We start from the raw sequence: 24,917 nt of genomic DNA, 5'->3' as shown, positions 1-24,917 counted from the left end.
CCGCCGGCCCCGCCGTTCCGCCCCGGATCGTGCCCAGCAGCACCGGGACTGGTTGTCGTTGATCGAGGTGAGCGGCCCGTTCCTGTCGCTTCCCGTCCTTCGCGAAGCGTGGCCGGACTTGGAAGCACTGGATAAGGAGCAGGTGGCTAGGCTGCGCCGGGCCCACGCCGACTGGCAGGCTGACCCGGAGACGGGTCAGCGCGGCTGGATCGACTTCGTGCTCAGCGGCCTGCTCGAGTGGGGGGAGCAGTACCGCACGGACGCGGACGAAGTGGCTGCTCTCGCCATGGACGTACCGGAGCACGACACCACGGTCACCCCGTCGTTCGCCCTGGTGGAGCCGGGTGAGGACACGAAACCGGACACAGTGCGGCTTCTCGGCGTGGTGTGCCCGCCGAACACGTCTCCCATGGCCCGGATCAAGGGGGAGCAGTGGTCGGCGACCCCCGTGGACCGGCTCGCGCAGTTGTGTCGCCACCACGGTGTGGAACTGGGTTTGGCTACGGACGGACGCTGGTGGGTGCTGGTGTGGGCACCGCGCGGCGGGGTGACCACGACGGCCGTGTTTGACGCGGTCGCCTGGCCGGAGGCCGCCGAGCGGGTTGTGGTGCGCGCGTTCTATTCACTGCTGGGCCGCCGCCGTTTCTTCAGCGTGCCCGACGAGGAGCAGCTGGTGCCGCTGCTGCGCAAGAGCTTGGACTCCCAGGAGGAGATCACCGATGCCCTCGGAGTTCAGGTTCGCCGGGCCGTGGAGCTGCTGGTTGCGGCGATCGGTCGCGCCGACACGTGGGCCCGCCAACGCGGCGAACCCGACCTGTCGCACGTTTCCGCGCACGAGGTGTACGAGGGCGCGGTGACCGTGATGATGCGCATCGTGTTTCTGCTGTTCGCCGAGGAGCGGAAGCTGCTCCCGTCCGACAACGAGCTGTATGCCACGGCGTATTCGGTGGGACGCCTCTGTGCCGAACTAGAGCAGCGGGTGAAGGAAGGCCTCGAAGAGGAGCTGGAGAACACGTACACGGCCTGGCACCGGCTGCTCGCCGTGTTTAACGCCGCCTACCGTGGGGTGGACCATCCGAGGCTGCGCATGACCGCGCACGACGGGTCGCTGTTCGACCCGGACCGGTTCGCGTGGCTGCCGCTGCACATCGACGACCGCACGGTGCTGCACATGCTCCGCGCGGTCCAGTACGTCGAGATTGGTAAAGGCAAGTCGCGGGAGCGACGCAAGCTGTCGTTCCGCACTTTGGACGTGGAGCAGATCGGCTACGTGTACGAGGGCCTGCTGGCGTTCGATGGGTTCCGCGCCGACGACGTCGTGGTGGGCCTGATTGGTAAGGAAGGCGAGGAAGAGGAGGTGCGGCTCGCCGACCTGGAGGCCTTGGCTGCCCGGCATTCCGATGTGGAAGGGCTGGCGAAGGCGGTGTCGGACACGTACAAGAAGTCTGGGATCGGTTCGCCGCGGGCCGTGGCTAAGAGGCTGGCACCGCTGTCGGGCGAGGACAAGGAAGAGGCCCGCAAGAAGCTGCTCGCAGTGACGGAAGGCGATTATCCGTTGACGGAACGGCTGCTGCCGTTCTACGGGATTCTCCGCACCGACCTGCGTGGCCTGCCCATGGTGGTGCTGCCAGGAGAGCTGTATGTCACCGAGTCACCGCTGCGGCAGAACACGGGCACGCACTACACGCCGCGTTCCCTCGCGGAACAAATCGTCGAGGGCGCGCTGGAGCCCTTGGTGTACGAGCCGGGACCGTTGCAGACCGCGAACCGTGACGAGTGGAAGCTCAAGTCGAGCGCCAAGATCTTGGAGTTGAAGGTCGCGGACATTGCCATGGGGTCGGCAGCGTTCCTCGTGGCAGCAGCCCGGTATCTGGGTGATCGGCTCATCGAGGCGTGGATTGCCGAGGGCGACGAACGGGTCCGCAACTATGTGCCCTTGGACGGCGGGCTGGGGGCCGACGAGGATCCGGTGGTTATCGAAGCGCGGCGGCAGGTCATTGAGCACTGCCTGTACGGGGTGGACATCAACCCGATGGCCGTGGAGATGGCGAAGCTGTCGCTGTGGCTGGTGTCCATGGACCCGCATCGGCCGTTCACTTTTCTTGACGACCGGTTGGTGGCGGGCGACTCCCTGCTTGGGATCACGTCCCTGGAGCAGGTCGAGTACATGCACATGGACCCGAAGAAGGGCCGGAGGATTCACAAAGAGCGGGCTCTCGTGGACTTCACCGCAGGTATTCGGGAGCTCATCGCAGACGTCGCGAAAGAACGGCGGGCTCTTGCCGCTATTGAGGGGAGATCGGTAGAAGCGCTGCACCGCAAGCGGTCCCTGCTGGCAGATGCGGAGCTGCGGACCGGTCGGGTGAAACTCCTCGCAGATTTGTGTGTGGGGGCGACGCTAGCCAACGCCAAAGAGAAAGACAGCGGTCTGCGAGAAGGATCCCGTGCCGCCGCCGATCTTGCTCGCCGTCTCGACACCGCCGAAGCTGAGGCCCGTAGCAAGATCCGAGAGTGGTTGGAGACAGACTGGCCTGAGGGAGCTTTCAAGAGGAAGCCCGTGCACTGGCCGCTGGTGTTCCCGGAGGTGTTTGAGAAAGGCGGGTTCGATGCAGTGATCGGAAACCCACCTTTCTTGGGCGGGCAAAAAATCACCGGCTCCTTGGGAACCGCTTACCGTGAATATCTGGTCCAGGGCATAGGCCGCGGTACTCGGGGAAGCGCGGACCTCGTTGCCTATTTCACACTACGAGCCCATGATGTCATCAGTGGCAAAGGCCAGACTGGCCTGTTGGCTACCAACACGCTGGCGCAGGGAGACACCCGAGAAGTTGGGCTGGATCAAATCGTCGCCGATGGTGTGACTATACGACGAGCTATTAAGAGTGAACCGTGGCCGTCAAAGAGTGCCTCCCTAGATTACTGCGCGATCTGGGGAAGTAGATCTCGTCTCTCGGATAAAGTTAAGAGAATTTTGGATGGCCGGGAAGTTTCAGGCATCACGTCTTCGCTTGATCCTGCTTCCAGGGTGAGTGGAGTCCCGAAACGCTTGGTTGAAAACAAAAACGTTTCTTTCCAGGGAAGCATTATTTTGGGCACGGGGTTTACGATGGCCCCAGAGCGTGCAAGAGAACTTATTCAGAAAGATCCACGAAACAAAGACGTACTGTTTCCCTATCTTAATGGGCGGGACCTGAATGAAAATCCGGACTGCTCGGCGAGTCGTTGGGTTATTAACTTTCATGACTGGCCTGAATTTGAGGCAAGGAAATATATAGAATGTTATAATAAAGTCAAAGAATCGGTGAAACCTGAGCGGATCAAGAAAAATAGGAAATCACATAGAGATTATTGGTGGAGGTATGCAGAAAGGCGCCCGGCTCTTCTTAGGAAGATAAAAAACGAGAATCTTGATAAAGTTGTCGTAATTGCTCTTGTGAGTAAGACCGTAATGCCAGCCATGGTGCCGACAGGGCAAGTGTTTTCTCATATGTTGGGCATCTTCGCCACTAATGACACTGCCATGTTGGCTTTGCTGTCAAGCGCGCCGCACTACTGGTGGGTTAAGGCTCGTGGTTCATCGATGCGGGCTGATCCCCGCTATACCCCTTCCGACGTTTTTGAGACTTTCCCCCTCCCTGAACTCACTGAGGAACTACGCGAGCTCGGCTCCCGTCTGGACATTTTCCGCCGTGGTGTGATGCTCTCTCGCCAGGCTGGACTTACTAAGACTTACAACCTGGTTTTCGATCCCGACTGCACCGATGACGACATCGAAGAACTGCGTCGCATTCACAAGGCTATCGACGAGGCTGTTATCCGCGCTTACGGATGGGAGGATCGTCTCAAGGCAGTGGGGGGACTCGACCACGGATTCCACAAAGTTGGCAGGAAAGAGCTTCGCTATACCATCGGTCCAGCAGCTCAACGCGAAATCTTGGACAGCTTGCTCGAGTTGAACCATGAGCGCTATGCCGAAGAGGTTGCTCAGGGCTTGCACGACAAGAAAAGCAAGTGTGTCTCATCCGACACTCTCTTCGATTGATCTCATCCCTGTAGTGGCTACCCACGTGTCTTGATGCCCATTCTTTAGAAAAGGGTTAGGTGGGGGAATATATCAGGAATTAGTCTATCAAATTCGATTAGCGTTGCGCGAATTTCTCTGAAGGGGATGTGTAGATCGGTGTGAGATATTCTGAAATGTCCAGGGTGAGGCTTTTGGTCGGGTTGTTAAAAAGGAAGGAATGAAATATCGCGTGTCAGGGTGGATGAAATTATGCGTGGTTTCATGCGGTCGTTGTTTTAACTGGTGTGCTAGTTAGACTGTCGCTCGTTAGCGCCTCACTTGTCTGCCGTGGTGTTCAGGGGTCAGAAGTGGCTATTTTTGGGACGCCACTTATGATTGCTAGTTATCGTATGGTGGAATGGGGGATGAACTCGGAGTAGCATAGAGGTCCTTGCTCACTTCTCCACATAGTGGTTTCTCCAAACATGGTTGAGTTTTCGGTGGCCTAGAGCTTCGGCCTCCTAATGGTCGGCGTAGCGGAGTTTGACGTGTTCACGCCTGTAGGTGGCCTGCCTGCCGATGGGGAGGCGGCCGTGTGGAGGGCGTTGGAAGCGGCAGTGGCTCTGCCAATACCGACATGTTCTGGTGAGGTCGTAGGAATCCAGCCCGCAGATAGCCGGTATGGGTAGTTCTTCTGGTGGTATAGAGGCCCGAGGGGCGGCGTCGACTGGTGTTCAAAGTCCCGGTGTTTGTTCCGAGGATTGCTCTGGGGAGCATGGGCGCCGCTTCCACCTTGACTATTTAAGCTATGCCCTCCCTGGCTGGTGTGTGGGCTCAGGTGCAGCGGGTACAAGGCGCTGGCACACTCCATGCTGACTGTGCGCACAATGCCTTCGTCGCGCAACCATCGAATCACTTGTTCTGCACGGTCAAGAAAGAGAACTCAGCGGCAGTGGATGGCTGGTTGCCTTCGACGAGCCGACCGTGCGCGATTCCCATGGTGTCTGGTTAGTCGGCGTTGATTTGGCTTCTTAGGCATGGCGGCGTGCTGCCATCCCTCCTGGAAGCGACCCTAACCTGTTGTAACAGACCATCTCACCGACAAGGTCCGCACTGGCTTTTCCGCCCCTTCCTCACCACACTGGTGCGGGCCTTCTCAGAAGCAGCGGTGGAAGAAGGCCCCCGTGAGCGTGGGCGAGACCTCCACGGTTAGAGACATGGTCAAATAAGGCCGTGTTTCACCGCGTTGAGAAAAGCTTGCCACTCAGCGGCGGGGAAGATGAGGTGTCCCGCTTCTGGGTGCTGTGAGTCTCGGACAGCGGCGGCGCCGGGGAGGTCGGCGACTTCGACACAGTTCTCGTGGCGGGCTCCAGAGTACGAGGACTTACGGAATTGGAGCTGGAAGCGCATCATGGGCATAGTCCTTACAGGTCGTCCAGTCGACGCTGGATGAGTTCACGTGACTCGTCGGGTGGCAGTGCTGTGGTGCACAGGCGGTTGAACCGGTCCTCGTGTCGGCGGACTTCTTCTGGTTCCTCGAGAATCAGTGAACTATCGGTCGTCTCTAGATAGACGACAGTCGGATCTTCAGCGAACTCCAGGATGGTGAACGCCCCGGTGGCTGCTGCGTGTGGGCCGATTCGGTCCGGGAGCACCTGGAGGCGGTGAGGCTCCTGGAGGTCAAGCAGTCGCTGCATCTGGTGCCGCAAAGGTGGCGTGATCTTTCGCAGTACCGACTCGTCGATGATCACGTGCAGCGTAGGAGAGTCTGCTCGTGTGAGGATCTGCTGGCGCAGCAGTCGGGCCTCAACACGTCGGTCGACTTCTTCGGGGGCGGTGATGTCATCGCCGTGGAGTACCGCCCGGATGTAGTCCTCCGTTTGGAGCAGGCCGGGAACAAGCATCAGCTCTACCGTGCGGATACGAGTTGCCTCAGCCTCTAAGCCGACGTAGGCGCCGCGTCCTAACGCATCGGAGTAGCTCACCCACCAGCCGCGTTGTCTGGCTTGACGGGCTAGCGTGAGGAGCTCTTCCCGTTCATCTGGGTCAGTGACCTTGTAGATATCCAGCAGTGTCTCAATATCTGCCGGGTTGGGACGGGTCCACTCATCCCGTTCCATGCGGGTCAACTTGCCGCGTGAGAATCCAGCCCGCCGAGTGACCTCCTCTGAGGTGAGGCCTCGCGCTTCACGCAGCTCTCTGAGGCGCCGTGACAGGCGCTTACGGCGCACGGTAGGACTGCCCGCCACGTCACTCCTCTGCTGGTTGGCATTGCGATTCAGTTCTGATCCTACGCTTGTCGGTTCTGACCAGGACATTTCACTTGCTGTCAATATCATCAAGGGCTGCACGAAAAAAATCGTTCTGCTACTTTAAACATTGGCATTGCAAATTCATTTGTGATGAGTCAGCATAGGCGTGTACCCAAGATGCGCGCCGGATCCCCAGCCGGCGCAACTCCCTGTGGAGGCCTACATGAGCGTTCTGCGCGCTCTGCGCGTCCTGATCGTTTGCCTGTTACTGTGCGGGGTGGCCTTGGTCATGCCCCCTGCCCCCGCTCAGCGCCCCGTCCTCCAGACACCCCGCCCTCGGCGAGCCATGTCTGAGCCTGAGTCGTCTTCGCGGTGGCAGGCGCGGGTGATCCCACCCCAGATCCCGAACTATGCGGACTTTGCTGCCTGCGCTGAGCAGTACTCAGCTTTGTGGGCCATCACCTATGAGCACCACTCCCCCTGCCCGTATACCGCGCGTAACCGTGTCACCGGCCACACCGTGGCCGTGGATGACCTCGACCTGCTCGACCACATCCTCGGCACCTACGAACCACCCCATCCGGTGCGCGGCTACTACGGCCAACAGGTGTGCACCCGCACCCCCACCCGGACGTTGGATGGGGTAGCGCAATGACCCTGGCCGCCACCGCATTCCCCGGCATTCCGGCAAGCGTCGCCGTGGCGCGTCGGTTTGTTGCTGGTGCGATCCGGTTGTATCCGTAGACGACGGCGCCTGATGAGGTGGGGGACCGGGCCGTGCTGATCGTCTCAGAGCTGGCCACCAACGCCATCTGCCGCACCCGCTCCAGCGAGCCCGGCCACACCTTCCATGTGACGGTGAACATGGACACCCATGGGGTGCGCACCGAGGTACGTACCCTTGCTTCCCGCACCCGGGGCACCCTCCCGCACGCGATCAAACCTGAGGACCTGCTGGCCGAGCACGGGCGTGGTTTGTCTCTGGTGGAGCAGCTCGCCACCACATGGGGCACCCTCGCCCCCCGACACCACGGCGTCTACGCCCACCTCACCTGGGACAACAGCTGATCCCAGGCCAACCTTCTATTCCCTACCTGCGTGCTCAGGGCTGCCTCTACCTCAGCCCTGAGCACGTTTTCTCTAGACGTGGGAGTCGCACACGACTCTGCGAGGGGCGTTTCAACCACCTCCCTACTGCCTTGGCTGTAGGCAGTGGAGTGGCTGGATTTCGTGGAAGACCGGGTGTTCAGGTTGAGGATGGGTGGTTCCTTCCGTGCAAGGAGGACTCCCCAGCCGCGCTCGTGAGCCCTGCACGCGCAACACCTGTGTCTGAAGGCGGTCGAACACTGCCACGTAGTGCTCGATTTCCGCGAGGTCTTTCAGGAAGCGTGGCTAAGGAGTGCTCCAGATACACCACGGGCGGATCGTCAGGAAAGTCGAGGATGGCGAACACCCCAGTCCTACCTATAGGCAGGCTAATCCGGTGAAGGCCTAACAGCCTCCCCTGTGTCGGAGGGCAGGCGATTCAGGGTGTGAGGAAGAGCTCGAGAGACCAGGCGTCGGCTAGTGGCTGTTGCGGAAGAGCGTCCTAGCTCACGTCTAACGAACCCTCTAGTCCACTTGTTAACTCGAGGAAGTGCGCTGTGAGCTAGAAAGTTCCCTAGACCTGCGCAAGCGGACGAACGTAGGGATCTGCTCTGAGGGCACGTATACATCCCGGAAAGGTCTCTGGATGACCGTGTCTTCAGGAACGGTACAGACAGGGAGCGGCTTGCCAGAACTAGCTTTTCGCTGGGGCCGTCTCCTGGGATTGCCGACGAATCCACCGAAGGAACACTCCGTCAGTAAAGCAGTGACTTGCTGTTCCCCTGGCGACGTGCTGGCATGGTCGATGACGCATTCGAACGCATCGAGACGCAGAACGACACGACCGCCGGGAGACCCGAGAGAACTGTTGGCTCTCGCAGACACCTCGGCCAGCCCTTCCCGCCCGGCTGCTACGTGGGGAAGCTCTCCCGCCCTTTCACCTCGCCCAGAATATCCGTGTCTGTTGCTACTTAATGCAATAAGATCAGTTTGGATTGTGTCCGAATGAAGCGTTTTGTGGTGGAGTGGAAAACACTGAATAACCGATGAAAACCGGGTTACTGTGCGGACCGAAAACCGCGCTTGCCGTGGCGATTCCTGCTGGTTGACCGTCCTGTCTGGTGGCGCTGGAAGGCTCTGTGCAACACCGTGGACTGCTGGAGGGCTGTGGTCTCTCCAGGAAGAGGATTCTCCAGTGTGACCAGGTCATCTGGTAAGCTGCGCGGCCTGCTCGACGAGCTCCCCTATGCCGGCGAGGGAGGCGCTAGCACATCCCTTTGAGCCTGAATTCTCAGCCGTGCCGGAGAGGATGAGCTCCATTCTCTTTTTCTGATAGGAGAATTTTTTGTGATAGAGCCGTGATTGGCCCTATAGTCACAGATTATCTACCGTCACGCTGCAGCGCTGTATATGGGCAGCGAAAACACAGTGGCAAACGGTAGCGGCGGTGTTGGGTCGGTCGCGGTTCGCCTGTCCAGCTGTGGCTTGTCGCGCGTCTGACACGTTCCGCGTCCTCTCTAGAACAACGCGTTGCGTGTTGGCAAAGTTAACAATATTGTCTCTGGGGTGGACTATTCACGAAGTTCACCTTATGTTAGAGCCACCTGCCTTCCCCTTGCGTGAGTGAAGGGACTTTGGGTTTCGCATGTCCGACGTGCTCTTTCCCCATCCGTATGGAGAGCAGACCTCGCTCGACGTCTCCTCCGACAAGCCGTCCAATCCGGCTGACCTGCTCGACCAGCCGCAACCATTCGCCCACGCCACCTCCTTCCAGGTGCGGGATGCCTTCCAACGGCTTATCGAACGCGACCTGCTCGGCCCATGGGACGGCGAACACGAACGCTTCGAACCCAAGGCACGCGGTCCCCGCGACCGCTACCTCGTGGGCATGCTCGGCCCCCGCCACCACGCCTCGCAGAAAGGCGACGCCGCCCTCCCCCTCGACACCTCCACCGGTGTGGCTGGCGAAACCCAAGGAGAAGAAAACGCGGAACTCCCCGAAATCCTGCCCGCGCAACCCCTCGGCCGCCTGTGGGCCTCCTCCATGGGCCTGTCCTGCCGGGTAGCCGCCGACACCGACGTCCTCGTCGTCACCGCCCGATGGGGCGAATACACCCGGGAGAAAACCGAAGACGAAGAAGGCCGCTCCCGTACCATCTGGGCACGCGTGCCCCGAGACTTCACCAAAGAGATCCGCCTCGACGGCGCACCCGACCAGCGGATCGGCCTAACCGCTGTCAACCCGGACAGCTCCTGCGTCTACCTGTCCGTCTCGGTCCGCCCCCACGGGGAAACCCGCACCGTCGAGATCTTCCTCGTCAACAACCAGCGCGAACCGGACACCGCACTCGAAACGGCGTGGCTGTTCCAAACCGAGCTCACCGTCACCGCGCTCGACGGCGACTCCCCGGTGTTCCTCCCCATCGACGACCCGCTCACGGAGGACGCCCCCCACCTGGACGACCCCGAAGAACTGCACCTGCGGCTTCTCTACCGCAATCAGCTCAAATACGCCGCAGGACGCAACGTCGCCGTGCACGCCGAAACCGTGCCCGAACTGCGGCGCGCCCGCCTCCTGCGGACCACCTGGCTGCCCAGCTACGACGTGCCCGCCACCGTCGCCCTCGCCGACCAAGGCACCCCACTCGCCGGCACGCTGCTGTCCATGGACGCTCTCGCTGAAGCCGACACCGACACGCTGCGCACCGGACTAGCGCCCCTCGCCGACGGGTACGAAACATGGCTTGACGAGCGCGCCGCTGAAATCCCCCAGCTTCCCCCGCGCCTCGCCGCAGCAGCCAAAGGAGCCGTGTTCCGGGCCCGCCGTGTCGCGCAGCGAATCCGCGCCGGAATCGACCTGCTCACCGACCCGACCGTGCCCGGACACGAGGACGCGCTACGCGCGTTCCAATTCGCCAACCGGGCCATGGCTGCGCAGCGGCGGCACACCGAAATCGCCCGGCTCCGCCGCGACCCGTCCATCAGCTACCACGAAGCCGCACGGAAAGTCCGGGAACGCGGCCCGTCCGCCGCGTCGTGGCGCCCCTTCCAACTGGCGTTCATCCTGCTGAACCTGCCCGCGATCGCCGACATCGACCACCCAGAGCGCACCTTCGCCGACGGAGTCGTCGACCTGCTGTTCTTCCCCACCGGTGGCGGTAAGACCGAGGCTTACCTGGGGCTTACCGCGTTCACCTTCGCCATCCGCAGACTCCAAGGCGTTGTCGGCACTGGGGAGACGGCACGCGACGGCAGGAGCGGCGTGGCCGTGCTCATGCGCTACACGCTGCGGCTGCTCACCGCCCAGCAGTTCCAGCGGGCCGCGGCGCTCGTGTGCGCAGCTGAACTGCTGCGCGCGGAAGACCCCGACACGTGGGGCACCGAACCGTTCCGGATCGGCCTGTGGGTCGGCACCGGGGTGTCCCCCAACTGGTTCACCGAAGCCCGGGAGCAGATCACCGAGGCCCGCGACTCCGGCAGCGGGCGGCGCGCCAACGTGCTGCAGACTGTCACCTGCCCGTGGTGCGGCACCGAACTGCACGCTTACCGCGACCTACACCCCGACGAAGAACTCCGGCGGATCCACCTGTTCTGCGGCAACAGCGAAGGCGCTGACGCGTGCCCATTCTCGCGGAGACTCTCCGACGAAGGACTGCCGATCCTCACCGTGGACGAGGAGATCTACCGGCTGCTGCCCAGTCTCGTCATCGCCACCGTGGACAAGCTGGCGCAGCTCCCGTGGAAAGGCTACGCGGGAATGCTGTTTGGCCGGGTCAAAGAGTACTGTCCCCGGCACGGCTACCGGCACGAGGACCTTGATGAGAAAACCGGATGCGGGCCCCGCCACAACAAGAAAGGCAGCCTGCCCGCGGTGACCAGCCGCCCCGTGGTGCGGCTGCGTCCCCCGGACCTCATCATCCAAGACGAGCTGCACCTCATCTCCGGTGCGCTTGGCACCACAGTCGGCCTGTTCGAATCCGCTGTGGACGAACTGTGCACGTGGATCACCCCGAACGGCACCGCGACCGGACCGAAGATCGTGGCGTCCACGGCCACCACGAAACGCGCCGCCGCCCAAGTGCGCGGAGTGTTCGCCCGCGACCTGGAAATCTTCCCGCCCCAGGTTACCGACGTGACCGACACGTTCTTCTCCCGGCAAATGCCCGTCACCGAAGCCACGCCCGGGCGCCGCTACCTGGGGGTGTGCGCGCACGGCACCCGGTTGAAAGCCGCTGAAATCCGGATCGCGGAAATCCTGCTGCTCGCGGGGCAGACCATGTTCGACCGGTACGGCGCGGCCGCCGACCCTTACATGACCCTAGTCGGCTACTTCAACGCCACCCGGGAACTCGCAGGCATGCGCCGCTACCTCGACGACGACGTGGTCACCCGCGTGCGGTACAGCAGGCGGCCCGGCATCTCACAGCGGCTCGTCGGCGCCGCCACCCTGCTCACCATCCAAGAACTGACCTCGCGCATCTCCTCCGGTGACATCAGTGAAGTACTGAAACACTTGGAGATCGGCTTCGACCCGGAACTGGACACCACGGAACGCCGCAAAGCCGTCACCGCCCACCTTCGGGACGTCATCGCCCGCCACGGCAAGAGGAAGGCGCGGCAGGACCTGCCGCTGCACCCGATTGCTCGGCGCACCAATGAACGGCAGCGGACCGGGCGCCTGCCCGTGGACGTGGTCCTCGCCACCTCCATGCTCCAAGTCGGCGTGGATGTGTCCCGGTTCGGGTTGATGATGGTTGTCGGGCAGCCGAAGAACACCGCCGAATACATTCAGGCGTCCTCCCGTGTGGGGCGCGACCCGGCCCGGCCCGGACTGGTACTCACCCTCTACAACTGGTCCCGGCCCCGAGACCTGGCCCACTACGAGGACTTCGAGCACTACCACGCCACCTTCTACCGGCAGGTGGAAGCGCTCAGCGTCACCCCGTTCACCCGCCGCGCCCTCGACCGGGGCGCCACCGGCGCGTTCGTCGCAGCCGTACGTAACACCGTCGAAGACTATTCGCGGGAAGGCGACGCCCACGACGTGGACTGGGACAGTCCCGACGTGCAGCGGATTATCGAGCGGATGCTGGCTCGCGCCGAACGGGTCGGCGGGCCCCGCGGACGCGAATACCTGGCTGAACGCATCCAGCGGCTACGGGACATCTGGCAGCGGGAGAAAACCGGGGAATCCCGGCTGGGCTACAGCTCCGGCATCTTCCAGAAACAGCGGTTGAAAGGGCTGCTCACCAAAGCAGGCGCCGGTCCGTGGGACGACACCACGGTCGGCATGTCGATGCGGGAAACCGAAACCGAAATCAACCTGCTGGTTCCCGCCAGTGGCGGGGTCTACCACGAAACCCACGGGGCACCCGAATGGTCGTTCGCCCCGTCCAGCGGCCACACTCCCGGCGAGGAAGGAACCAGTGAGGAGGTGCAGCAGTGAACGACCAGTACCGTCGCAAAGTCGGCACAGTCCGGCCCAGCCACCTGATGTTCACCACGGGCGTGGGCGCCCTCGTTGACCTGCCCAACTTCTCGGTGCTGGTCAGCGGCTTGGACCGGTGGCGGTACGACAACGTCCCCAACCACCAGCCCATCGACGAACCCCGCCTGCTCGCCGCCGTCCAGAAAATCCTCAACAACCGTCACGTCAAAGAGCTGCGTCCCGCGCCGTGGGTTGACGACGACGGGGCCAGCAACAGCCTGGCAGACCGGGTAGGGGTGCCCACGATTCCCTTCCCCACGTGGCTGCGCTGCACCGCCTGCAACGAACTCGCCCCCCTGGCAAGCAAAACCTTCCTGTTCGAAAACGACCAGTCGAACCGCCCGCACGACGCCCGCTTCTACCACGAGCGCTGCGGCAAGAAGAAAAGCCGCAAACCGCTTGCGGTGCCCACCCGGTTCATGCTCGCCTGCACCGCAGGCCACCTCGACGACTTCCCCTACCGGGAGTTCGTCCACCGCGGACAGCCGTGCCCGACAGGAAGCACTCACCCGCGGATGCAGATGGAAGACCGGGGCGGCAACATTGGCGTCAACGTCAACCTCAAATGTTTGAGCTGTGAAACCCAGCGCAACATCCGTGACGCGCTAGGCGACGACGGCACCACCCTGCCGAACTGCCGAGGCCGCCACCCGCACTTGGACGTATTCGAAGAGAACGGCTGCGACCAGCGGGCCCGCGTGCTCGTGGTGGGCTCCTCCAACCAGTGGTTCGCACACACCCTGTCCGTGCTGTCGCTTCCCCGAAGCCCCCGCAGCGACCTCGACGACCTTGTCGAACAGCACTGGAAGCAGATCGAACCCCTGGCCCCGGCCATGTACCCCTATGCTCGGGACAACGTTCCCGCGTTTCGGGTGTTCGACAAGTGGGACGACAACGAACTCGCTGCCGCGGTGGAACGCGTGCGGGCCCGTAAAACCCAGGACGGGGAACAAGACGAGGAGGACGACCACGTGGACCTGCTCACCCCCGAATGGGAAACCCTGTCCTCTATTCCCGCCCCCGACCCGGAACTCGACTTTGCGCTGCGCCGCGACCCGGCAGGAGTGCCCACCCCGCTCAAAGAGATCTTCTGCGACGTGGCCCAGGTGGAACGGCTACGCCAGGTGCGGGCCCTCGTCGGCTTCACCCGGCTGGACGCCCCCGACCCGGAAGACCCAGGGCTGGTGACCCGGGCCCCATTGAGCCGGGAAGAAACCACGTGGGTGCCTGCCAGCGAAGTACGCGGCGAAGGCATCTTCCTGCGCGTGCCCGACGACCTGCTCGCCGAATGGGAACAGCGGGTCCGTGACTCTGAGGCGATGCGCCTCCACCGCGCGGCCTACGCCCAATACCGGCGCAATCGCTACTCCGACCGGATCAAAGGACCGTTCGACGAGATGCGGAACTGGCCGGGAGCTCGATACATCGCTCTGCACACCCTGTCCCACCTGCTGATCCGTACGATCGCGCTGGACTGCGGGTATAGCTCGGCGAGCCTGTCGGAACGCATCTACGCCGGAACTGAAGACGACCCACGCGGTGGCATCCTCATCTCCACGGCGGCACCCGACTCGGAAGGCACCCTCGGCGGGCTCGTATCCCAAGCCGAACCCGACCGGCTGGTGTTGCTGGTACGCAAAGCACTGCGCGACGCTACCCGCTGCTCCTCCGACCCGCTGTGCAAAGAACGACTCCCGCAGCCGCACGCCGCCGACTTTCTGCATGGCGCGGCCTGCCACGTGTGCCTGTTCGTGTCGGAAACCACGTGCGAACGCGGTAACCGGTTCCTAGACCGCCGATTCGTGGTGCCCATCGACGACCCCGCGCTGGCACTCTTCAAAGAACTGCCGTGACCCAATTCCACGAGGCTGCTGCTGCCGCCGCGACCGAGCTCGGCGCTGACGCGTTGGACGTGCTCGCCACTCGGATCGCGGCGGGATGGCCAGCCCACGCGATCTTGAGCGAACGCGGGTGGCGGTTCGACGGGCCCGCCGCGGCCGTGCTCGCCGCACTCAACAGCGGCGGCACCCGCCACGAAGCCGCCGCCTACCTTAAAGGCCTGGCAGAAGGACTGCGGCGGGGCCGCGCCACGGTCAGCGTGGAAACCGTGTGGAGCGGCCCCGCCAGCAACGCGGTGCCAGTGCGCGCCACCGCGCAAGTCCTGCTCGACGTGATCGCCGAAGCTGAACGGGACCTGCGGTTGATGACCTACTCGGCCCGGCCGCACCACGAGGTGCGCGCCGCCCTGGCTGCGGCCGCGGCTCGCGGAGTGGCGGTCACCGTGGTGGTGGAAACCCTGCACGGGGCGGACGGCGCTTTGGAAGTGGAGCCTGCCGCCGCGTTCGCGGGGATCAACGGGGTGCGGCTGTGGCATTGGCCGATCGAACAACGCCATGGGAGCCGCGGAAAAATGCACGCCAAGCTCGCCGTCGGCGACCGCCGGACACTCCTGGTGTCCAGTGCCAACCTCACCCAGTCGGGGGTGAGCACCAACCTTGAAGCGGGCCTGCTCGTGCGGGGCGGCACCGCGCCGCAGCGGGTCGCCGAACACATCGACCAGCTCCAAGCCTCCGGTGTGCTCCGACCGCTTGGGGGAGGTCGCCGCGCGTGACTGAGAAAACAAGAACCGCCCACCGAGAGAGGGCGCACTGCGGCCGGTCTCCCCGCACCCCGGTGTCCGCTGCCTGTTCCCGTCGACCAACCCCGCTGCTTCCCGTCCTTTCTCACCCCTCACCGGATCTTTCAAGGTTCGAGGCTGCGGTGGTTGCCCGGTGTGAAGGAGATTTCAATGCGCGGTGACTTGCCAACCGTGATGGTGCTGGACGACCGCTACGAGCTGCGTCCCCTGACATCGGGCGGCATGGGTGAAGTGTGGGAGGGACACGACACCCGCCTCAAACGCGAGGTGGCCGTCAAATTCCTCAAATTCCCCGACGGCGTCCACGACGAGGAGCTGGTGCGCCGGTTCCTCCGCGAATCACGCGTCACCGCCCGCCTACAACACCCGGGGGTGCCCGCCGTCTTCGACCAGGGCACCCATGAGGGACGGCCCTACCTGGTTATGCAACGCATCCACGGTGTCACCGTGTCCGACCTGATCGCTGAAGAAGGCGCGCTGCCTATCGGCTGGGCTGCGGCGATTGCCGCGCAAGTGTGCGCAGTGCTCACCGCCGCCCACCACGCTTCTCTCGTGCACCGCGACCTCAAACCCTCCAACGTGATGCTGGAGCCGGAAGGCACGGTCAAAGTCCTCGACTTCGGGTTAGCTGTCGCTCTCGACCTCAGTGACTTTTCCCAGATCACCCGTACCGGGCAGCTGATCGGCACCCCAGCCTACATGGCTCCTGAGCAGATCGCGTCCGGAATCAGCAGTCCCCGCAGCGACCTGTACGCCCTCGGCTGCACCCTCTACCAGATGCTGGCCGGGCAGCTGCCGTTCACCGGGGCCACGTCCTACGACACGATGAACAAACAGGTTTCTGCACCTCCGCCGCCACTCCACATCTACCGGCCGGAAGTACCGGATCCGCTCGCCGACCTGGTACTACACCTGCTCGCCAAGAACCCTGAGGACCGGCCGAGAAGCGCCCAGGAAGTCTATGAGCGGCTCCTGCCGTTCGCGACCGGTCTCGTACCGCTGACCGGGGCGATGGACCCACCGGGCCGTAGCGCGCCGACCCGGATGTATGCGGCGGTGGTGAGCCGGGTAGATGGTGCTGCGGCTGCGCCTGCAGAGAGCCGTGGCGGAACACCTTTCCCGGGAGAAGCTGCCCGCCAGGCCGTGTCGGGGCCTGCGCCTGCCGACCCGCAGCCGGCGCCCGGAAACACTCGCGTGGACCGCGTTGTGCTAAAAGAACACCGTGCGGAAGCGGAGCGTCTCCTCGCGGAATCCCGCACGAGTGAAGCCGTCGACGTGGTGAGATCCGCGCTCCGCACCGCGGAGAAAGCCTTCGGCGCACTTGACTCCGACGTGATCGACCTGCGCGGCTTCCTCGCCGACATGCTTTTCAACGAAGGCGACTACCACGAAGCAGCATCCGAATTCGCTGTGCTCGCCGCAGACCTGGCCCAACGGGACGGCCCGTACGCAGACCTGGTGTTCCACTACCGGAGACGGGAGGCAACCTGCCGCACCCTCGTCGGCGACACCACGGAAGCACTGGAGTTGATGCACCGGCTGCTCACTGACGGGCAACACACTCGTGGTCTCCACCATCCGTGGATCCTCGACCTGCGTCGCGACATAGGAACCGTGCAGCTGCAATCCCAACAGTACGAGGAAGCCATCCACACGCTGCGTTCCCTATTGAACGACCTCACCCAGGTATACGGCCCCTTCCACTCGCGGACCGTGAAAGTCCGCGCCTTACTAGAACAGGCCACACAAAACCTCGGACAACAGCACCGGTCTTCCTGAGAAGTACGAATACCGCGATACGGTCGAATAACGGGTGGGACGGAAGGAAACAGTTCAATGGCGATTCTGGCGATTGACCGTGACTTTCTCCTCGACTTTGCACAATTAGAGAAAAGTGTCCGAGACCGGGTCACTGAAGTCTTTACGAAATTTGAGCACGCCCGCCACACGGGAATCCACCTCGAAAAAATCACCAATGCCCGTGACGACCGGTTCCGCACCATCCGTATCGACCAGTTCTGGCGGGGCGTCGTCCTCGCCCCTGAGTCAGGTGACACCTACACCCTGCTCAAAGTCCTGCCGCATGACGACGCCTACGCGTGGGCGAAGCGCCGCACTGCCACCGTCAACGGGGCCACCGGCCGCATCGAAATCCGTGACGTGGAAGCGATCGACGCCTCCCTGCCCCACCTGGAACAGACCGCTCGAGATGCCCCACAACGGCTATTCGACCACGTCAGCGATCACGACCTGCGTCGCCTCGGTATAGACGGGCAGACGCTGGCGTTCGCCCGCGCCCTCACCGAGGAATCCCAGCTGGAAGCCGCCGAAAGCTTCCTGCCTTCCGTGCAGTGGAAAGTCTTGGTCGCGCTCGCCGCAGGCTGCACTCCCGAAGAGGTGTGGGAAGAGCTTTGCGTCGATATCACAGGCGAGCAGATTGACCCCGACGACTTGGACGCGGCAGTCGAACGCAGCCGCGACCGTGTGGTGTTCGTTGACGGCCCTGACGAGCTGTTGGCAGTGCTCGCTTACCCCTTCGCGCTGTGGCGGGTCTACCTGCACCCGGTGCAGCGCAGTGTGGTTGAGGCCCACTACCGGGGACCGGCGCGGATTACCGGTGGGCCCGGCACAGGGAAAACTGTGGTCGCCCTGCACCGTGCCCGCCACCTGGCCCGTAACGGGGAGGGAAAAGTCCTTGTCACCACGTTCACGTCGACACTCGCCGAGTCGCTGCGGGCAGGCTTGATGCTGTTGGACGACTACGACGAGTTCGTTGACCGGATCGACGTCGCCCACGTCGACCAGCTCGCCCACCGTGTCGTCCGCGAAGAGCACGGCGCCCTGAGGATGCTGGCCGGGGAGCAAGAACACGAACTGTGGTCCACGATCATCCGCAACCTGGGGCTTTCGTTCACGCCCGCGTTTCTCGCTGAAGAGTGGCGGCAGGTCGTCATCGCCCAGCAAGTGCGTTCGGCACAGGACTATCTCGCCGCGAAACGCACTGGCCGGGGACGGCCCCTCGGCTCCCAGCAGCGTGCCCACGTCTGGCAGGCGATCTGGGAGTTCGAATCCGCGCTGCGCGAGCAGGGCTTGTGGACGTACGAAACCGTGTGCGTGGAGGCGGCGCGGCTGCTCGCGGAACGCGACCACAAACCGTATCGGCACATCGTGGTGGACGAGGCGCAAGACCTCAGCCCGGAAAAATGGCGGCTACTGCGTGCCGCTGTGCCCGAAGGCCCGAATGATTTGTTCTTCGCTGCCGACACCCACCAGCGCATCTACCAGCACCGGGTCACTTTGCGCGACGTCGGCATCAACATTGCGGGACGCTCCACTCGGCTGCGGATCAACTACCGCACCACCGCAGAAATCCTCGCCTGGAGCCTGGGCTTGCTGCGTGGGGAGCGGATCGACGACATGGACGGGGGTGTCGAGTCGATCGCGGGCTGCCGATCCGAACTCCACGGACACCCACCCAGCGTTCAGGGCTTTACCAGTTGGGAAGACGAGCTGTGCGCTGTCGCCGCTGCAGTCCGGGAGTGGATGGACAGCGGGGTGGCTCCCGAAGAGATCGGGGTGGCCGTGCGCTCCAACCGGCTGGTGAAAGAGGTTGCCGAGAAGCTGAACGCAGAGTCGATCCCGGTGCGTGAACTCTCCGGAGGACTTCCTGAAGACGGTGCGGTATCCGTGGGCACTATGCACCGAATGAAAGGGCTGGAATTCCGCTGCATGGTGGTGGCCGGGGTTAGTGAAGGACAGTTGCCTGCCCCCAAAGCGGTTGTCCCGGAATCCGAGGACAAAGCCGCACACCGCGTTGGACTGCAACAGGAACGCTGCCTGCTGTTTGTGGCGTGCACGCGGGCCCGCGAGCGCCTCCTGGTCACCTGGAGTCGTGAGCCGAGCCCGTTTCTTACCGCGCTTTCTTGAGGTTTCCCCACAACAGTGAGAAAGGTTCCTTATGGCCAAATTGTCTACATTGCTTGATCAGATTGATTCGGGAACGATTGTGCTTCCCGAATTCCAGCGCGGTTACGTGTGGAACCGTGAACAGGTGCGCGGGCTGATGCGGTCCCTGTACCGGGGATACCCGGTGGGCAGCCTGCTGCTGTGGGAGACCGCGGCAACCGATGTGGCCACCCGGGGTGGCACAACAGGAGGGGGCATCCGCCTGATGCTGCTGGACGGACAGCAGCGCATCACCTCCCTGTACGGCGTGATCCGGGGGCGTCCTCCCGCGTTTTTTGACGGTGACCCGAAGGCGTTCACCGGGCTGTACTTCAACGTGGAAACCGAGGTCTTCGAGTTCTACACACGGGCCAAAATGGCCTCGGATCCACGCTGGGTGAACGTGACCGAACTGTTCCAACAGGGGCCGGCTTTCCACGTGGCGCAGTTCAGCGATACCCCTAAACTGCTCAACAAATACCTGGATCGGTTAAACCGCCTGCACCAGATCACGGAACGTGAATTCTACGACGAGAAGATCACCGGCGCGGATAAGGATGTCGACGAGGTGGTCGACATTTTCAACCGGGTCAACTCGGGCGGCACCAAACTGTCCAAGGGCGATTTGGCGCTGGCTAAGGTGTGTGCCCAGTGGCCTGTTGCGCGTCGAACGATGCGCGAGGTCATTAACCGGTGGCGGGAGCAGGGATTTCGCTTTACCTTCGATTGGCTGCTGCGTGCTACGACAGCCGTGGCAACCGGCCGCACCACCTTTGAAGCTCTCAACCGGGTGGATGCTGCTCAGTTCCGTGATGCCTTGGAACGCACGATCGCACACACCGACACGTTTTTAGAGGAACTGTCGGGGCGCCTGGGCTTGGACCACGACAGGGTGTTGAAGAGTAAGTCCTCTGTCATCGTGGTGGTCCGCCTGTTGGACCTCAACGGAGGCTCCTTTGACAGCAGCGCCCATCGTGACAAAGTCCTGTACTGGTATCTCAACTCCGCGTTGTGGGCACGTTACAGTGCCACGATGGAAGCCATCATGCAGCGCGATTTTGAGGTTCTCGAGCGCAGTGGGGTTGAAGGGTTGATTACCGTGCTGGAGCGGTGGCGTGGTGGGTCGCTTGAAGTGCGCCCGCACGACTTTGAAGGCAGCTCGGCATCCCGCTTCTACCCGCTGCTGTACCTGTTGACTCGAGTCGGCGACGCCCGTGATTTGCGTACCGGGAGACCGCTGCGCTTGGAGTACCTCGATAGCGGGCTTTCCCTGCAACAACACAAGATCTTTCCCACCATGCTGCTGCGCGGCCGTGGTAAAGCTACCGAGAATGCGAACCTCTGCTTCCTGTCGGAGGAGAGCGCCCGCGCGATCGGTAACCGTCCACCGGAGGACTATCTAGCTGAGATGGAGGCCGCCCATCCGGGCGTGCTCGCCTCGCAGTGGATTCCTTCCGATCCGCAACTGTGGCGGGCAGAGCGGTGGCGCGACTTTTTTGCCGCGCGCCGCGAACTCTTGGCACGCGAAGCGCAGCGTTTCCTCACCGAACTACGGGACGGAACTGCCGGCACGGACGCACTGCCGCTCCGCCCGGCCAGTGTGGTCGTTGAAAATGCCGACGATCCGCGTGCCGTGCAGGTCCGCGATCTTATCAACGAGTTGCAGCGGCTAGGCTGCTCTGCCCCGGACAGGGATACCGAAGTGCCTGATCCGCAGACAGGGCGGACACTCGCGGTCGCCGAAGCGTTCTGGCCGTATGGACTGCAGGCCGGGCAAGGCTCCCCCGTGCTGTTGGTGTCGGATTCTGCGGAAGCTGACCTTCCCCGGTTGAAGGAACTGGGCTACGAAGTGTTCACTTCGGTGGATACCCTGCTCGGCTACGTCAAACGGCGGAACGCAGAGGCGGCCGGGGAACAGCTGGTGGAACAGAAAGCCGTTGCAGAACAGCCCAGGGAGGAAAATGAACCGCTGCTGCGGGAGTTGGGGGTAGCGCTGCGTTCGCTCTACGACCGGGCTCGCGACGAGGCCGGATACATCCCCTCCCAGCTGTTGAGCATGATCGCGGACCTGGGGCCGTTGGAGACGGTACGCCGCCTGCTGCACGCGCCCACGGTCTCCGACGGGTTTTCAGCGCTGTGGGAGCGCGGCCGTCTCGACCTGACCGTGGAAGCAGTGGTGTGCGAGCCCCGGTTTGCCTCGCTGTTCACCGAGAAGGAGGTGGAGACCGCTCGCACACGCCTTAACCAGTTCGGCTACTCCGTCGACGATGTGGCCTCATCGATGAAACGCGTTTCTGGTGCCAGAACCTAGGACCAGCACCACCGTAGGAATAGACCGGAAATGCAGGTGAGGGAGCGCCTCCGGCTTCCGCCCGTGACGCTTTGGGCAGGCAGCCACGCAGCTGCGTCATTCTCACCAATGGGGGCGCTTCTCAATCACGGTGTGTGCATAGCTACTCTGCGGTTTCATGCCGTGGGAGACGGCGGCGACACACCGTGGAGGAGCGATGGGGGAGTTCGTCAGGTTTGAGTCGGATGGCCCGGTGCGGCACATCGTCCTCAATGCGCCGCAGCGGCTTAACGCGCTTGATCGGCCGATGCTCGCCGAGCTGGCTGAGGCGGTTCGCGCGGTTGCAGCCGATGAGGACGCGCGTGCCCTGGTGGTTAGTGGTGCGGGTCGGGCGTTTTGCGCGGGCGCTGATGTTACCAGTCTGTTTGGAGATCCCACGCGTCCACCTGCGGTGATCCGTGACGAGTTGAAGCAGGTGTACGCGAGTTTTCTTAGTATTGCCGACCTGACGATTCCCACAATCGCTGCGGTGGGCGGTATTGCTGTCGGTGCCGGGGTGAACATTGCGATGGCCTGCGACATTGTTGTAGCAGGCCCACAGGCAAAGTTCGCGATCACGTTTGCTGAGATGGGACTGCATCCGGGCGGCGGCTGCAGTTGGTTCCTTACCCGTCGGTTGGGCGGGCACCGGGCGTTGGCGACTTTGCTGGACGCGGAGCGGATTGATGCGGAGGAGGCGTTCCGCGCTGGTTTGGTTACCCGGCTGGTGGAGGATCCGGTTACTGAGGCGCTGGCCATGGCCCGCCGCTACGCCCAGCGTGATCCTGGCCTCGTTAAAGACATGAAGCGGGCCGTGCGCATGGCAGAGACCGCCGACCTTGCCACGGTGTTGGAGTTCGAGTCGTGGGCGCAGGCGTCCTCGGTGAATTCGCCGCGGTTTCAGGAGTTCCTCGCCGAGTTTGTGGCGCGGAAGAAGCAGAAGAAGTAAGCAGGTGTGGGGCAGTGGGTGGCCTGCCCCACACCGTTTTCTCTTTCCTTGGCTTGGTCAGCTAGCGACCACGACCGTGCTTCCCGTGGCGCCGCGGGCAAGGTGCCGGCCGATGATCATCCGCTGAATCTGGTTGGTGCCTTCGAAGATCTGCATGACTTTGGCCTCACGCATGTAGCGTTCGACAGGGAAGTCACGGGTGTAGCCGTAGCCGCTGAGGACTTGCACTGCGTCGGTGGTGACCCGCATCGCGTTGTCGGTGGCGACGAGTTTCGCGATGGACGCTTCTGTGCTGTAGGGCAGGCCACAGTCTTTGAGGCGGGCCGCGCGCAAGGTGGCGGCGCGGGCGGTTTCCACGGCGGCGGCCATGTCAGCGAGCAGGAACGCGAGCCCTTGGTGTTCGATGATGGGCTTGCCAAAGGCTTCGCGCTGTCGCGCGTAGTCAACGGCGGTGTCCAGCGCTGCCTGGGCGAGGCCGGTGGCCACAGCGGCGATACCGAGCCGTCCGGAATCGAGGGCAGACAGGGCGATCGACAGTCCTTGGCCTTCGGCGCCGATGCGTTGGTGGGCGGGGATCCGCACCCCGTCGAAACGCAGCATGGTGGTGTGCGACCCGGTCAGTCCCATTTTCCGTTCGGGGCGGTCGGCGCTGAGGCCCGGTGTGTCGGCGGGCACGAGGAAACAGGAGATGCCGTGGGAGCGGTCGTCGCTGGTGCGGGCCATAACCGTGTAGAAGTCGGCTTGCCCGCCGTGGGTGATCCACGCTTTCACGCCGTCGAGGATGTAGTGGTCGCCGTCGCGTCGGGCACGGGTGGTCATGGCGGCGGGGTCGGAGCCGGCGTGCGGTTCGGAGAGGCAGTAGGCGCCGAGCAGGTCGCCGCTGAGGAGGTCGGGAAGCCACCGTTGCCGTTGTGCTTCGGTGCCGTAGACGGCGAGGGCGTAGCAGGAGAGTACGTGCACGCTGACGCCGACGCCGACGGAGGCCCAGACTGCTCCGATTTCTTCAAGGACTTGTAGGTAGACCTCGTAGGGTTGGCCTCCTCCGCCGTACTCCTCCGGGTAGGGCAGGCCGAGGATGCCGAGTTTGCCGAGTGTGCGGAACGCTTCTCGGGGGAAGCGTTCGGTTTCTTCGGCTTCGGCGACGTGTGGTGCGAGTTCCCGCGACGCTACTTCGCGGACGAGTTCGACCAGGTCTGCGGTTTCTTGGGACGGCATCAAGCGTGTGACGGACATGAGCACACCCCCGTACTATTTCGAGTACCAGAGTACTGTTTTGAGTACTCGAAAAACAAGAGGGCCTCTCGGTACGCTGGGGCCATGCCTGCCCTCCAGAGGTTGTCGGAGAAGACCCGTGCGCGCCGCGAGGAGCTCCTCGACGGGCTGCGCCGCCTGTTCCTCGCTGAGGGGTTTGCGCGCTTCAGCGTGAGTGACATGGCGGAACGGCTGCGCTGCTCCAAGAGCACCTTGTATCTGGTGGCGCCGAGCAAAGAGCAGATCGTGGTTGCCGCGGTGCGTTCCTATTTCAAGAGGGCAGCCGAACGCATCGAGGCCCGCGTGGCCGAAGCGCCGCCCGAGAAGCGGCTCGTGGTCTACTTGGAGGCAGTCGCCGCAGAGTTGGAGCCGGTGTCGGAGCAGTTCTACGCCGATTTGGCGGCGTTCGCTCCCGCCAACGAGGTCTACCAGGAGAACACGCTGGTAGCGGCCCGGCGGGTGCAGGAACTGGTCGCCGAAGGGGTGGCTGCTGGCGTGCTGCGCCCGGTCAACGCTGCTTTTGTGGGGGCTGCGGTGGCCCGGGTCATGACGGGGATCCAGGACGGCACGATCAAAGAGGCCACGGGGCTCGACGATGCCGAGGCCTACCGCCACTTGGCTGACCTGGTGATGGCGAGTCTGACCCGGGAGGTCACCGAGTCGCCGCTGGCTTAGCGGAAAGGGCGCGGCGGCACTGCTTGCTGGGTTTGTTTCTGCTGCGGCCCCCGGGAGCGTTCAGTGTTGGGGTAGAGGATGCGCTCCCGCGGGGCCGCCTTGTGCGGTGAAGGATGAGGGCAGTGCTCACCGCTGCGGGAATCCGGGCAGGCAGTGCCAGTGCTGCCCCTGTGGGCGTCCCGCGGTTACTGCAGGCTGGGGAGGGCGCGCAGCACGTCCAGGGAGACTGCGATCCGTTCCCGGGCTGCTGCGGGCACCGTCCCGCCGACAGGGTCTTCAGCTGTTCCGCCCCACCGGCGCA

General features: G+C 63.4%; 14 protein-coding genes. 11 read left to right on the top strand and 3 right to left on the bottom strand.

Going from position 1 to position 24,917, the window contains the following annotated elements; all coding sequences use genetic code 11:
• The first annotated feature begins 67 nt into the window (after window positions 1–67).
• Complete coding sequence (locus TF1_RS13635; RefSeq protein WP_340147997.1) at window positions 68–4,042, top strand: Eco57I restriction-modification methylase domain-containing protein; 3,975 nt, start codon at window positions 68–70, stop codon at window positions 4,040–4,042.
• 1,182 nt (window positions 4,043–5,224) lie between these two features.
• On the opposite strand, the gene TF1_RS13630 is transcribed toward TF1_RS13635, so the two are convergent.
• The gene (locus TF1_RS13630; RefSeq protein ID WP_394326525.1) at window positions 5,225–5,413 is read right to left on the bottom strand and encodes a DUF397 domain-containing protein; all 189 of its coding nucleotides are present in this window, start codon (window positions 5,411–5,413) and stop codon (window positions 5,225–5,227) included.
• Between the two features lie 14 nt (window positions 5,414–5,427).
• The gene (locus TF1_RS13625; RefSeq protein ID WP_340147995.1) at window positions 5,428–6,234 is read right to left on the bottom strand and encodes a helix-turn-helix domain-containing protein; all 807 of its coding nucleotides are present in this window, start codon (window positions 6,232–6,234) and stop codon (window positions 5,428–5,430) included.
• A 367-nt stretch (window positions 6,235–6,601) separates the two neighbouring features.
• Between TF1_RS13625 and TF1_RS13620 the strand changes: the two genes are divergently transcribed.
• The 9 genes from TF1_RS13620 (at window position 6,602) to TF1_RS13580 (ending at window position 22,690) form a co-directional block, all read left to right on the top strand.
• Window positions 6,602–6,910, top strand: coding sequence for a hypothetical protein (locus TF1_RS13620; protein WP_255266187.1), 309 nt, complete (start codon window positions 6,602–6,604; stop codon window positions 6,908–6,910).
• A gap of 107 nt (window positions 6,911–7,017) precedes the next feature.
• The gene (locus TF1_RS13615; protein ID WP_061783950.1) at window positions 7,018–7,323 is read left to right on the top strand and encodes an ATP-binding protein; all 306 of its coding nucleotides are present in this window, start codon (window positions 7,018–7,020) and stop codon (window positions 7,321–7,323) included.
• Between the two features lie 1,663 nt (window positions 7,324–8,986).
• Window positions 8,987–12,787, top strand: a complete 3,801-nt coding sequence (gene drmA / locus TF1_RS13610; RefSeq protein ID WP_061783949.1) for a DISARM system helicase DrmA — start codon at window positions 8,987–8,989, stop codon at window positions 12,785–12,787.
• Window positions 12,784–14,682 carry a DUF1998 domain-containing protein gene (drmB, locus tag TF1_RS13605; protein WP_156482508.1) on the top strand — a complete coding sequence of 633 codons (1,899 nt, stop codon included), beginning with the start codon at window positions 12,784–12,786 and terminating at the stop codon, window positions 14,680–14,682. The genes drmA and drmB overlap by 4 nt, the downstream gene beginning before the upstream one ends.
• Window positions 14,679–15,440 (top strand): DISARM system phospholipase D-like protein DrmC, encoded by a 762-nt coding sequence (gene drmC, locus TF1_RS13600; RefSeq protein WP_061783948.1) that lies wholly within the window; start codon window positions 14,679–14,681, stop codon window positions 15,438–15,440. Before drmB ends, drmC begins: the two co-directional genes overlap by 4 nt.
• Window positions 15,441–15,617: 177 nt before the next feature.
• Window positions 15,618–17,246 (top strand): serine/threonine-protein kinase, encoded by a 1,629-nt coding sequence (locus TF1_RS13595; RefSeq protein WP_061783947.1) that lies wholly within the window; start codon window positions 15,618–15,620, stop codon window positions 17,244–17,246.
• A 57-nt stretch (window positions 17,247–17,303) separates the two neighbouring features.
• A complete protein-coding gene (locus TF1_RS13590) occupies window positions 17,304–19,394 on the top strand; it encodes a UvrD-helicase domain-containing protein (RefSeq protein ID WP_061783946.1) in 2,091 nt (696 codons plus the stop codon).
• A 31-nt stretch (window positions 19,395–19,425) separates the two neighbouring features.
• Window positions 19,426–21,723, top strand: coding sequence for a GmrSD restriction endonuclease domain-containing protein (locus tag TF1_RS13585; protein WP_061783945.1), 2,298 nt, complete (start codon window positions 19,426–19,428; stop codon window positions 21,721–21,723).
• Between the two features lie 196 nt (window positions 21,724–21,919).
• Entirely contained in the window at window positions 21,920–22,690 is a 771-nt protein-coding gene (locus TF1_RS13580) for an enoyl-CoA hydratase (protein ID WP_061783944.1), read from the top strand.
• Window positions 22,691–22,747: 57 nt separating this feature from the next.
• On the opposite strand, the gene TF1_RS13575 is transcribed toward TF1_RS13580, so the two are convergent.
• A complete protein-coding gene (locus TF1_RS13575) occupies window positions 22,748–23,923 on the bottom strand; it encodes an acyl-CoA dehydrogenase family protein (protein ID WP_061783943.1) in 1,176 nt (391 codons plus the stop codon).
• A gap of 84 nt (window positions 23,924–24,007) precedes the next feature.
• Between TF1_RS13575 and TF1_RS13570 the strand changes: the two genes are divergently transcribed.
• Window positions 24,008–24,616 (top strand): TetR/AcrR family transcriptional regulator, encoded by a 609-nt coding sequence (locus TF1_RS13570; protein WP_061783942.1) that lies wholly within the window; start codon window positions 24,008–24,010, stop codon window positions 24,614–24,616.
• The last annotated feature ends 301 nt before the right edge of the window (window positions 24,617–24,917 follow it).

Source organism: Thermobifida fusca NBRC 14071 = JCM 3263 (assembly GCF_001592045.1).
Taxonomy (GTDB): domain Bacteria; phylum Actinomycetota; class Actinomycetes; order Streptosporangiales; family Streptosporangiaceae; genus Thermobifida; species Thermobifida fusca.
This window is presented reverse-complemented; position numbering and strand designations above follow the sequence as displayed.